At 33.0% G+C, this 12,568-nt stretch carries 12 protein-coding genes; 3 read left to right on the top strand and 9 right to left on the bottom strand.

What is annotated here, in order from left to right; all coding sequences use genetic code 11:
* Positions 1-210, bottom strand: coding sequence for a hypothetical protein (locus C7H52_RS03890; protein ID WP_106462575.1), 210 nt, complete (start codon positions 208-210; stop codon positions 1-3).
* Positions 211-339: 129 nt separating this feature from the next.
* Positions 340-2,010, bottom strand: coding sequence for an ABC transporter ATP-binding protein (locus tag C7H52_RS03885; RefSeq protein WP_106462574.1), 1,671 nt, complete (start codon positions 2,008-2,010; stop codon positions 340-342).
* A gap of 175 nt (positions 2,011-2,185) precedes the next feature.
* Between C7H52_RS03885 and C7H52_RS03880 the strand changes: the two genes are divergently transcribed.
* The gene (locus C7H52_RS03880) at positions 2,186-4,609 is read left to right on the top strand and encodes a GEVED domain-containing protein (RefSeq protein WP_146130003.1); all 2,424 of its coding nucleotides are present in this window, start codon (positions 2,186-2,188) and stop codon (positions 4,607-4,609) included.
* Between the two features lie 70 nt (positions 4,610-4,679).
* On the opposite strand, the gene C7H52_RS03875 is transcribed toward C7H52_RS03880, so the two are convergent.
* The 6 genes from C7H52_RS03875 to hemB all read right to left on the bottom strand — a co-directional run bounded on the left by C7H52_RS03875 (position 4,680) and on the right by hemB (position 9,767).
* On the bottom strand, positions 4,680-5,393 hold the full coding sequence (locus C7H52_RS03875; RefSeq protein ID WP_106462572.1) for a 3'-5' exonuclease: 714 nt from the start codon (positions 5,391-5,393) through the stop codon (positions 4,680-4,682).
* Positions 5,394-5,395: 2 nt separating this feature from the next.
* Positions 5,396-5,773, bottom strand: a complete 378-nt coding sequence (locus C7H52_RS03870; protein WP_106462571.1) for a PH domain-containing protein — start codon at positions 5,771-5,773, stop codon at positions 5,396-5,398.
* Positions 5,774-6,928 (bottom strand): serine hydrolase domain-containing protein, encoded by a 1,155-nt coding sequence (locus tag C7H52_RS03865; protein ID WP_106462570.1) that lies wholly within the window; start codon positions 6,926-6,928, stop codon positions 5,774-5,776.
* A 211-nt stretch (positions 6,929-7,139) separates the two neighbouring features.
* A complete protein-coding gene (locus C7H52_RS03860) occupies positions 7,140-7,613 on the bottom strand; it encodes a methylated-DNA--[protein]-cysteine S-methyltransferase (RefSeq protein WP_106462569.1) in 474 nt (157 codons plus the stop codon).
* Positions 7,613-8,698: a CNNM domain-containing protein gene (locus tag C7H52_RS03855; protein ID WP_106462568.1), complete on the bottom strand. Its 1,086-nt coding sequence runs from the start codon at positions 8,696-8,698 to the stop codon at positions 7,613-7,615. Before C7H52_RS03855 ends, C7H52_RS03860 begins: the two co-directional genes overlap by 1 nt.
* Before the next feature lie 79 nt (positions 8,699-8,777).
* Positions 8,778-9,767, bottom strand: a complete 990-nt coding sequence (hemB, locus tag C7H52_RS03850; protein WP_106462567.1) for a porphobilinogen synthase — start codon at positions 9,765-9,767, stop codon at positions 8,778-8,780.
* Between the two features lie 151 nt (positions 9,768-9,918).
* Here hemB and C7H52_RS03845 point away from each other — a divergent pair, with 151 nt between their 5' ends.
* Together C7H52_RS03845 and C7H52_RS03840 are read left to right on the top strand one after the other, a co-directional pair.
* Complete coding sequence (locus C7H52_RS03845; protein WP_106462566.1) at positions 9,919-11,139, top strand: hypothetical protein; 1,221 nt, start codon at positions 9,919-9,921, stop codon at positions 11,137-11,139.
* The gene (locus tag C7H52_RS03840) at positions 11,139-11,540 is read left to right on the top strand and encodes a hypothetical protein (protein ID WP_106462565.1); all 402 of its coding nucleotides are present in this window, start codon (positions 11,139-11,141) and stop codon (positions 11,538-11,540) included. The genes C7H52_RS03845 and C7H52_RS03840 overlap by 1 nt, the downstream gene beginning before the upstream one ends.
* Positions 11,541-11,640: 100 nt before the next feature.
* Here the strand turns inward: C7H52_RS03840 and hemF are convergent, their stop codons facing one another.
* Positions 11,641-12,552, bottom strand: a complete 912-nt coding sequence (gene hemF / locus C7H52_RS03835) for an oxygen-dependent coproporphyrinogen oxidase (RefSeq protein WP_106462564.1) — start codon at positions 12,550-12,552, stop codon at positions 11,641-11,643.
* Positions 12,553-12,568 lie beyond the last annotated feature (16 nt).

The following is a 12,568-nucleotide window of genomic DNA, read 5'->3' as shown; positions in this document are numbered from 1 at the left end:
TTATAGTGAGTCTAATTCTTTTAAGGCGCTCTCTGCTTCTTCCTTAATATTTTCTAATTCAGTTTCAGTATCTTGAATTTTATCTTCAATAGCTTCTATTCTTTCAACTTGTTGTTGTATTTGTTCTTCTTCCTTTTTTTTATCTGTGCAGCCTAAAAAAAGTAAAGCACTAAATAAAGTTAGAATTAATAGTTTTACAGAATTTTTCATTAAATAAATGGATTAGTTTATAGTTATATTGATAAGAAAACTACAGTTTATTTGAGCGGCAAACAAGTTTTTAACTTTTTATAAGTAAAAATGTTATTTTATAAAAATGAATTTCTAGTTAGCAAAACTTTAAATTCCTTTTGGTATCGCTTCAATTAATGTTTTAGTATAAGGTTTTTTAGGATTACTATAAATTTGGTCGGCATCTCCAATTTCTTCAATTTTACCTTTATTCATTACTAATAATTGGTCACTCATATATTTAACTACGGCTAAGTCGTGAGAAATAAATATATAAGTAAATCCAAAATTTTCTTTTAATTCATTTAGAAGATTTAAAACCTGTGCTTGTACCGAGATATCTAAAGCAGAAACCGACTCGTCACACACAATTAGCTTTGGTTTCAAGGCAATGGTTCTGGCAATCCCAACACGTTGTCTCTGTCCTCCAGAAAATTCATGTGGATATCTGTTAAAAGCTGTTTCATCCAAACCTACCTGCGTTAATAATTCTAGCGTTTTTGCTTTACATTCGGCTTTGCTGGCATATAATTTATGAACCAGCATTGGTTCCATTATGGTTTCTCCAACAGAGCGACGTGGATTTAAAGACGAATACGGATCCTGAAATATAATTTGAATTTCTTTTCTAAACGTTACCATTTCAGCCTTAGAGATTTTTGTGATATCTATACCTCTATATAGAATTTTACCTGCAGTAGCTTTTTCTAAGTTTAAAATGGCATTTCCCAAAGTACTTTTGCCACAACCCGATTCTCCTACCAATCCTAAAGTCTCACCTTCATAAACATTAAAACTCACATGGTTAACCGCTTTAAAACGCTCTTTTTTACCAAAAAAACCTGTAGTAGAAATATATTCTTTATCTACATCAATAACCTGCAAAAGAGGTATTTGACTATATATCTGTTTATGGTGTTGTAGCCTATCTTCTGCGGTATATTCGTTAGCAAATTCTTCCTTTTTTAAAATAGAGCTTACGGTTGGCAAGCGTTTTAATCTAACGTCCAGACTTGGTCTTGAGGCTATTAGTGCCTTAGTGTACTCGTTTTTTGGAGAATTAAAAATTTGTTCTGTAGTATTCTGTTCTACAATTTCGCCTTTATACATCACTAAAACCCTATCGGCTATTTTAGAAATTAAAGCTAAATCGTGTGTTATAAATAACACACTCATTTTTGTTTGCTTCTGTAACTCTTTAAGAAGTATAATAATTTCCTTTTGCACAGTAACATCAAGCGCAGTTGTAGGTTCATCGGCTATTAAAAGATCTGGTTTACAGGAAATTGCCATAGCAATCATAACTCTTTGCTTTTGTCCACCAGAAATTTCGTGCGGGTAAGCTTTATAAACGCGTTCTGGATTTGGTAGTTTAACTTGTTCAAATAATTGTAAAACCTCAGCTTTAAGCTCTGAGTCGTTCAAATTAGAATGCTGCTTTAAGATCTCTTCTACTTGCTTACCACATCGCATACTAGGATTTAAAGAACTCATAGGTTCCTGAAAAATCATAGCAATTTGCTTTCCTCTAATCTTTTGGAATGCTTTATCTCTAAGATTAGTAATGTCATTAGATTTGTATATAATGTTACCAGAGGTAATTTTTGCTAAATTTTTAGGCAGAAGTCCCATTAGAGCTAGCGAGGTTACAGATTTACCAGACCCTGACTCTCCAACAATGCCTAATATCTCATTTTCAAATATTTCAAATGAAATTGTTTTAATCACTTCTTTCTTACCAAAAGAAATTTTCAGGTTTTCAACGCTTAATAGACTCATATCTACGAATTTAATCAATTAAAATGGATTCTTTTAAATCATCGATTAAACCGAATGACTTTTGCTTAAATGTTAAAGTTTGAGTGATTTATATAAATATTATTCAATTTTTTAGCTACATAAAAGAATAATTCATAGTTTTAAAATGAATCAATTAAAAATTAAACCGATAATTATGAAAAAAATCTTTACGCTTTTAATTATTTGTTTACTATTTAGCCTGCATTCTTTCGCACAGGATAAGACCTGCGGAACTATGGAGAATCTGGAATTACGTAAACAAAAAGATCCGCAGCTTGAGAAAAGAATGCAGGACATTGAAAAATTTACTAAGTCTAAAGTTTCAGACTTTGAACAAAACCAGCAAAAGATTGTCGGTAATGTTATTACAATCCCGGTTGTAGTACATGTATTATATAGAAATAGTACAGAAAACATCAGTGTTGCTCAAATTCAATCTCAACTAGATGTTTTAAATGAAGATTTTAGACGAACAAATCCAGACGCCAATAACATATGGTCACAAGCAGCAGATACAGAAATCGAATTTTGTTTATCTACTGTAGACCCAAATGGAAATGCGACTACTGGGATTACCCGTAAACAAACCACAAGACAGGATTGGGGCGCAAACGATGACGCAAAACGCTCATCTTCAGGTGGAATTGACCCATGGAATACTGCAGAATATTTAAACATGTGGGTTGTTCCTAAAATGACTACTGTTTCTGGAGGACAAACTATAAATTTATTAGGTTATGCTCAATTTCCTGGAGGTTCTGCAGCTACCGATGGTCTTGTTATGATTTATAATGCATTTGGTCGTACAGGTGCTGTAACTGCTCCGTATGATGGTGGAAGAACTACCACACATGAAATTGGACACTATTTAAATTTACGTCACATCTGGGGAGATGCTAATTGTGGAAACGATTTTGTAAGTGATACACCTACACACCAAACTTCAAATAGAGGATGCCCAGTTGGCCAAGTGTCATGTTCTTCTACAGATATGCCACAAAACTATATGGATTACACGAATGATTCGTGTATGAATTTATTTACACAAGGTCAAAAAAACCGAATGAGAGCTGTTTTAGCTGCTGGTGGACCAAGACGTTCTTTAGCCTTATCTGATAAATGTGGAGCTGTTGTTCAGCCTACTTGTAATGATGGTGTTCAAAATGGAAATGAAACTGGAGTAGATTGTGGTGGCTCATGTACACCTTGTCAAACAGGGAATCAATATTGCGCTTCTCAAGGAAATAGTGTTGCAGATGAATATATTAGCAATGTTAAGCTAGGAAGTATTAACAATAATTCTGGTGCTCAAAGCTATTCTAATTTTACTTCGATTTCAACATCTTTAACTAAAGGGTCTAGCTATACTTTAAGCGTAACACCTACTTGGACAGGAACAACTTACAGCGAAGGTTATGCTGCTTGGATTGATTTTAATCAAGACGGAGATTTTAATGATGCTGGAGAACAAATATTTTCTAGAGCTGCATCTCAAACAAGTCCAGTAACTGGAACGGTTTCTATACCAACTACTGCCCTTAATGGAACTACGAGATTAAGAGTTTCTATGAAATATAATGGTGTACCAACATCTTGTGAAACGTTTGATTATGGTGAAGTTGAAGACTATACAGTTAACATTACAAGTAGTGGAACTGGAGGTTCGTCTTGTAGCAATACAGTATCAAGCTTCCCTTACAATGAAGGATTTGAAAGTGGTTTTGGAGCTTGGACACAAGCTACAAACGATGATTTTAACTGGACAAGACAAAGTGGATCTACTGCATCTAGTAATACAGGACCAACAAGTGCTTCTCAAGGTTCACAATATATCTATATGGAGTCTTCTGCTCCAAACAATAACGTGAGTCGTGCTATAATAGAATCTCCATGTTATAATCTTTCTGGAGTATCTCAAGGTCGTTTTACTTTCAAGTACCATATGTATGGTGCAAGTAACATGGGTAATTTAAAATTAGCCGTTTCAACCAATAATGGATCTTCTTGGACAACTATTTGGACCAGAACTGGAAATCAAGGTAATGCTTGGTTAGATGCCGATGTGGATTTATCTGCCTATTCAAGCAGTACTATTAAATTACGTTTTGATGGTACCACAGGAACGACTTGGCAAGGTGATATGGCGGTAGATGCTATTGCACTTACGAATGCTCCTGCCGACAAATGTGCTGGTGTTAGTCCATATAATAGTAGTACTAGTTATAGCGTAGGAGATCGTGTAACATACCAAGGAAGTTTATATGAAAGAACTTCTACAGGATGGATAAATTTAGGAACTTGTGGAACTCCGCGAGTGGATAATAGTAGAACTGAAGTAGCTACTTTAGAAGCTATTGAATTTAACATATATCCTAATCCTGTAAAAGGAAATACTTTGTACATTAAATCTAATATTGAAAATGTGCCATTTAAAGTTGTAAATATGTTAGGACAACAAGTGGCTAGAGGAACAACTTCTAACCAAAGTTTAAATGTTTCTAATATAGAAGCTGGCATGTATTTAATACAATTTGATACTGCAGATGGTTTAATAACCAAAAAATTCTTGAAAGAATAATCATTAGTAAATAATTGAAAACTAAAAGACCGCTATTTAAGCGGTCTTTTTTTATCTAAAAGTTATTATATTATACGTGTATGATTTCGTCCTCTTCTAAAATAGCATCCCCACGTAAACGTAGAAAAATTTGAGCTACTGCAATAGTATCTTTCTCGCAATAGGTAATAATTCTATCGATATCTTTTTCATTGTAAAACACATCTCTTACTTCACTACCATCTATATCGTCTTTAGGCGAAGGAATGCCTAAAACATTGGTTAAGAGCTTTAAAGAAGTGTAGGTTTTATAATCTCCAAACTTCCATAATTCTAAAGTGTCTAAGTGTGGGACTTCCCAAGGTTTCTTTCCAAACAAATTGAGTTTAGAAGGCAAAGATATGTTATGAATTATCATACGTCTGGCGATATAGGGAAAATCAAATTCCTTACCATTATGTGCACAAAGCAAATAACGATTGTCGTAATAATGGGTTTCTAAAAGATTTTTAAAGTCTTTTAAAATAGTTATCTCATCACCATAAAAAGACGTCGTTCTAAATTGTCGCACATCGCCTTGATTTTTAAAAAAACCTACCGAAATACAAACAATTTTTCCAAACTCTGCCCAAATTCCAGCACGATCGTAAAATTCTTCAGCATTAAACTCTTCTTTACGCTGGTAACGTGTTTTTAATTCCCAAAGCTCTTTTTTTGTATCAGAAAGCTCATTAAAATGTTCGGTTTCCGGAACTGTTTCAATATCCAGAAATAAAATATGTTCGAGATTAAGTTTTGAAATCATTTTTAAATGACTTTACTGGACAGATATTTATGTACTTCGTACACATCTATACTTTTATTAAATTTTTTACTTACTGAAGGAATATTTTCACTAGAAATCCAGATTTTAAGTTCCGCATCCAAATCAAAAGTGCCTGCAGTTTCTAAGGAAAACCTAGAAATACTTTTATAAGGCATAGATTTATACTCTATTTTACTACCTGTTAAACCTTGCACATCGATTAAAATAAGACGCTTGTTTGTAAACATAAAGACGTCTCGCATCAATTTAAAACCTAACTCAATGTCTTCACTATCGGTTAAAAGACGACCGTATTTGTCGTTTAGTTTTTCTACCGAAACCTCACTTGCGTTTCCTAATAATTTGTTGAATAGTCCCATTTATTCTTTTTCTAACATGTTATAAGCTTCATCTATATATAAATCAATATCATCTGTAAATACACCAACACCTTGGTCTGGCGATTTCTGGTGTCCCAAACGAACAATTATAATATTATCTGTAGGTTCAACAATAACGTATTGACCTAAGTGTCCACGCATCATAAAAAAGTTTTTATCTCCTTTTTTCTGTAGCCACCAGCCATAACCATATTGCGGGCTTTCTGGAAATTTTGGCACTAAAGATTTTGCTACAAATGCAGAATCTAATAGTTGTTTCCCATTCCATTTTCCGTGGTCTTTGTAAAGTTTTCCAAAACGTGCAAAATCTTTGGCGTTACTGGCAATGCAGCAATACGCTTTTACCAAGTCGTGAGATTCGCTATCTACTTGCCAAAGTGTTGCGTTTTCGCTACCTAGAGGTTTCCAGAAACTTTCTTCTAAATACTTGTATAGTTTTTTACCGGTTGCTTTTTCTATGACCATAGCTAACATTTGCGTATCTCCACTTGCATATTTAAAAGCTTGTCCAGGCTCATCGACTACTTTTAAACCATTCATAACTTTGGCTAAATCGTCGTCAAAATAAGCACGTGTGGTAATGGATAATGGCGAATAATATTTCTCGTCCCAATTGGTTCCTGAGCTCATGGTAGATAAATCGCCAACCGTCATTTTTTTAGCTTTATCGTCACAAAATGCTGGTAAAAAGTCACAAACAGGTTGCTCTAAGCTTTTTATATGTCCTTGTTGAATGGCCATTCCCAATAATCCTGATACATAACTTTTTGCCATACTAAAGGAATTACTTTTAGAATTTGGTCCAAACCCGTCGTAATACTCCTCAAACCAAATGCTATCATTTTTAATAATTACATAGGCTATAGTACCCCAATCTTTATTAGCTTTTGCTAGACGTTCTGTGGGTTTTACGGTATTATAATTTTTATGATTAGACCACGGTTGTGCTTGTCCGTTATTTACTTGTTGATTATCAAACTTTTTATAGTCCTCTAAATAAGCAGTAGTATAGCCATTTAGATAAATAGTCCTCACTGCTTTAATAAGATAATCTGTATCTGTAATATAAAGTGTGGCAATTAGTAAAACGAAGATGATTAATATGCCTTTAAATAGATTTTTTAAAAATTTCATAGAAGTGAATTAGTAATATTTAAAGATATGAATTAAAACTGAAAAATTAGATTTCGACTACGCTCGACCAGACATAAATTTTTATAATAAAAACTTACAGGTGTGTCTTGCGTTAGCGGTTGAAAAGGCATCCTTTTTTGAGATGCTGAAATAAATTCAGCACGAGAAAAAGATAGAATGGAAAACGCGACCCTTGTGGTAACGTTAAAATTTAAAAAAAAGAGAGTTGTTTGTAAGGGTTTTCGTGATCTAAAAGCCATTTTTTACGATGAATGCCTCCTGCATAACCTGTTAAACTACCATCGGAACCAATAACGCGATGACATGGAATAATAATCCATAATGGGTTTTTTCCATTTGCATTTGCTACCGCTCTAATGGCTTTAACATCACCTAAAGTTTTAGAAAGTTCTAAATATGAGCAGGTTTTCCCGTAAGGAATTTGTTGTAAAGCTTTCCAAACTGTTTGTTGAAAGTCGGTGCCTTCTGGGTTTAATTTTAAGTTAAATTGCTCGCGCTCGCCATTAAAATACTCGTTGAGCTGATATACTGCATCTTCGAGAACTTCAGGAATAATCTCGGTTATGTTTTCTTCGGAATTTAATACGGTTACGTTAGAGATTCCGTCGTCATCACCAGTAATTTTAGTGAAGCCTAAAGGCGTGTTGATGATGCATTCTTCCACTAAGACGATGGATTTTCTGGGTTGTGAAGTCCTAATTTTCTGGCTCTATTTTCCCAGCTTTTTCGTGCTAGACGTTGTAAGTCATCAATACTATCGCTCTCATCCATAATTTCCAAACCAAGTAGGGTTTCTATAACGTCTTCCATAGTTACAATACCACTCACGCTACCATACTCGTCTACCACTAATGCCATATGGTTTCGACTTTCTACCAATTTATCAAACAACACCGGAATTGGAATGTTTCGGTCTACAATAATAATTTGTCTTTTTAATTCTGAAAGTAATTTGGTGCCATTTCCTAATGCCATTTCCTTAAAAACCTCATCTTTAAGAACTAAACCACTAATATTATCGGCTTTTTTGCTGTACACAGGAATTCTTGAAAAACGTACATTCATGTTTCTATTAAAAAAGTCTTCGACTGTGGTTTGCTCGTCTTCAGATTTTAAAACAATTCTGGGCGTCATGATATCTTTAGCAAAGACCTCTTTAAACGTTAACAGGTTTCTAATAATCTTACTTTCATTTTCCTGAAAAACACCTTCATCTTTAGCCATATCCGTCATTACCAAAAATCCTTCACGACTTAAAATGCTTCCGTGTCCTTTACCACCAATAAGTTTTGTGGTTAATTGAAGTAACCATAAAATTCCGGTCCATTTTAAAGGAAATATTAAAATATTTAAGGCTCCCGAGGTAAAATTAGCTAGACTTTTCCAGTATTTCGCCCCAATAGTTTTTGGGATAATTTCTGATGCAATTAAAATTAAGAAGGTCATTACTGCCGAAACTATACCTACGGTATTAATACCAAAAAGCTCAAATTTATAAGGCAACTCTTCTGCCTGTATACCAACCATCATGGCTCCAACAGTATGGGCAATGGTGTTTAAAGTAAGTATGGCAATAAGTGGTTTGTCGACATCTTGTTTTAAAGCTTCTAGGTTTAGTGCATAGCTTTTACCTTCTTGTTTTTTTACGTTTATAAATGTTGGTGTTACACTTAAAAGTACGGCTTCCAGTATAGAGCATAAAAATGAAAAGAAGATGGATAAGGTTGCCCAAAGTAAAAGTGCTGTCATTTGATGGTTTAGTTTTTTTTACTAATGTATAAAAATGAAATGGGTTTGGTGTTAAAGTTAATTTAAAAGCCTTTTAATTTTAGCTTAATAGTTTCACCACATCTTTAGCAAAATAGCTTGCAATAACATCTGCTCCTGCTCTTTTTATGGCAGTGACCTGCTCCATCATAACAGCATCGTGATTTAACCAACCTTTTTCGGCAGCTGCTTTTAGCATAGCATATTCGCCAGATACTTGATACACTGCAACAGGAACGTCTACCGCATTTTTTATCTCGCGTACAATGTCCAGATAACATAACCCTGGTTTTACCATTACAATATCCGCACCTTCATCTATATCCATTTCGGTTTCCTTAATGGCTTCAAACCGATTCGCATAATCCATTTGATAGGTTTTTTTATCTTTTGGAATATCCATCATATCAACAGGTGCAGAGTCCAAAGCATCACGAAATGGGCCGTAAAATGACGATGCATATTTAGCGGAATAGCTCATAATTCCTGTGTCTGTAAATCCTTCTGTCTCTAAAGCTTCACGAATACTTAAAATGCGTCCGTCCATCATGTCGCTTGGTGCTACAAAATTGGCGCCAGCTTTGACGTGAGATAGGCTCATTTCTGCTAAAAACTGATTGGTTTTATCGTTAGAAACTACTCCATTTTCTATAATTCCGTCGTGTCCGTATTGCGAATATGGGTCTAATGCTACATCGGTCATAACCAACATATCTGGACATGCATTTTTTACAGTTTTTATGGCGCGTTGCATTAATCCTTCTGGGTTTAATGCTTCTTTTCCTGCATTGTCTTTTAAAGCATCCGGTACTTTTACAAAAAGCAATACACTTTTTAAACCCATGCTCCAAAGCTCTTTTACTTCCTTTTCTAACAGATCTAAACTGTAGCGGTAGTAATTTGGCATAGACGCAATTTCTTCTTTTACTCCTTTACCTTCTACCACAAATAGCGGCACTAAAAAGTCGTTTGGAGAAATGATGGTTTCTCTTACTAGGCTTCTTATAGCTTCGCTGGTTCTTAATCTTCTATTTCGTCTTAGTGGATACATCTTATTAGTCTTCAGTTTGCAGTCTTCAGTGTTATCAATTTTTTTTACAAAATTTGATTAAAAGTATTTTTGCAAAGATAAATAAACTTGCATACGTCATTTTTTTTTTTTTTAGTTTACTTAAATTTTTTTTACTATAAAACTAACTAACATGAAAAAACTATTTAAATTAGCTTTGATTTTATTTATTTCAAGCTGTTCTAAAAATGAGAAAACTGACATCAATCAGTTAACTTCAAAAGATATTGAAAATGTAAAGAATGAAACATTAGCTTTAGATATAAACTTAAAAGAATATAATAACACCAATGTTAAGTATTATTTTACTAGTTTTAGTCAAAGGGAATTTACTTATTCTCAAGATTTCTTAACAAAAGAGCTTCCTATAATAGGATTAAAAAATAAAGTTGTTGATATTAAATTATATTATAAAAATAATTTAGAAGAAAAACTTGATCTTAAAAATGTTATTGGTTATTCAATTTATACAATTGACGATAATAACGAAATGACACATGGTTTTTATAAAAAAGAAAACGAAACATTTATTTTAAAAAGAGCTTTAAGGGAAGATGTTAGGAATTTAGAAAATGTTAATTTCTTGTATTGGAAATATTTTAATAAAGAATTTAAAAACAATAAACACATAGGAGTTAAGAGTATATCTAATTTAAACGATGAAGGCAGAGAAGCTAGATATGGCAACCAAAGAAATGCTTTTAATATGTTTAGAGTTATATATCAATTCCCAAGTAATAAAGATAATTTAAGAAACTCTACATCTAGATATCCTGCAAGTGGTGCTGGAGAATGTGACAATAGTTGTTCAGAACAAGGTGATGGAGTTTGTGATGGTGGTTATTATTGTGATATTGGAGCTAGTGGTGGAGATGGTGGTTCTAATGGTGGTTCTGATGATGGTACTTGTGAAGATGATCAAAATAGGGTTGCTGTTGTTGATCAAAATATAATTGCTAACGATTTAGCAAATGAGCTTTTTGATTTAGATTTACATAGAAATTTAAGAGACAATTTTTTATTAAATTATAATATAGGAACAAAACACACTAATTATTATTATGCTATTTCAGACTTTAAAATGGTTAGCGATTATAATACTTCTACTTTTTTAAAAATGATTAGCACTTTACCAAGTTTAAATACAAGCGTTAATAGACTATTAGAGGACAACACCGATAATAATACTATAATATTAACTCAACAATTAAAAACAGATATTATAGCTATTTTAGATGATTTAAGATTAATGTCTAATAATCCAGATTTTAATTATATTTTAGACGATTTGGAAAATGACTTAAATATCTATTCTAATAAAACTAAAGGAGAGATATTAAATTCAATGGAATAATGAAATATATTTATTTAACCTTTTTTTTAATATTTATTTCATGCAAATCTGAAGATGAGTATATTGGCACATATAAATCTATTATTCCCAATAAGCAATTAAAGAAAAAGTTTAAAACTCAGCAATATATATTTAATAACGAATTAATTTTAAAAAAAGACTCTACTTTTTTTTTTAAGACTTGCGGTATATATGCTAATGGTAAATGGTCTATTAATAATAAAAACATTATATTAAAATCTGATAGTACACGATTTAGAAATGATAGTATTAACAAAATTAGTAAACCTGAAGGCCAACGTTTAGAAGAATTATTAACTTTGAAAAAATATAATAACATATATGTTTCTAAACTAAAAAATGGAGGGACCTACAACTACATGAAAAAAGTAAGTCAATAACTCATATTTCAATTTATACTTTTAAACACCTTGGCTAATAATTTTTCAACCCCAAGGTGTTTTTTTGTGCCTTATACAAACGACCTATTAGCTTTTCACTTTAAATTTTATTAATCCAATCTACAGGATTTTTTAAAACTTCAATAAGTTTCGCTTCTGCTGAAGCTGGTTCTGGATGATGATCGTAAACCCATTGAACGTGTGGTGGCAAACTCATTAATATACTTTCAATACGTCCATTGGTTTTTAAACCGAATAATGTGCCTTTATCGTGTACTAAATTAAATTCTACATAACGACCACGACGAATTTCCTGCCAGTCCCGTTGTGCTTTGGTGTATTCTAAATCTTTTCTTTTTTCTACAATAGGCACATAGGCTTCAATAAAGCTATTACCAACTTCAGTTTCAAAATTATACCAATCTTCCATAGACATATCGTCGGTTTTTTTACAATAATCGTAAAATAATCCACCTATACCACGACCTTCTTCACGATGTGTGTTATAAAAATATTCGTCGCAACGCGCTTTATATTTTGGGTAAAACTCTGGATTATGTTTATCGCAAGCTGTTTTACAAACTTGATGAAAATGTTTGGCATCTTCTTCAAATAAATAATAAGGTGTTAAATCTTGTCCGCCACCAAACCATTGGTCTACAATATTTCCGTCTTTATCGTACATTTCAAAATAGCGCCAATTAGCATGAACCGTAGGCACCATTGGGTTTTTTGGATGTAACACCAAACTTAAACCACACGCAAAAAAATCGGCATCCTCAACTCCAAAGTACTTTTGCATGCTGTCTGGTAATTTACCATGAACCCCAGATATATTAACACCACCTTTTTCAAAAACATTTCCGTTTTCTATCACACGTGTTCTGCCGCCGCCACCTTCAGGTCTGTCCCAAAGATCTTCTTTAAACTTAGCTTTTCCATCGATAGCCTCTAATTTAGAGGTAATTCGGTCTTGTAGTTCATGAATGTATTTAAAAAACTGGTCTTTCATTTTATTTTTTATTTGT

Origin of the sequence: Aurantibacter aestuarii (genome assembly GCF_003008425.1) — a bacterium.
GTDB classification, from domain to species: Bacteria; Bacteroidota; Bacteroidia; order Flavobacteriales; family Flavobacteriaceae; genus Aurantibacter; species Aurantibacter aestuarii.
Note: the sequence above shows the minus strand (reverse complement) of the source record. Positions and strands in the feature narration are given on the sequence as shown.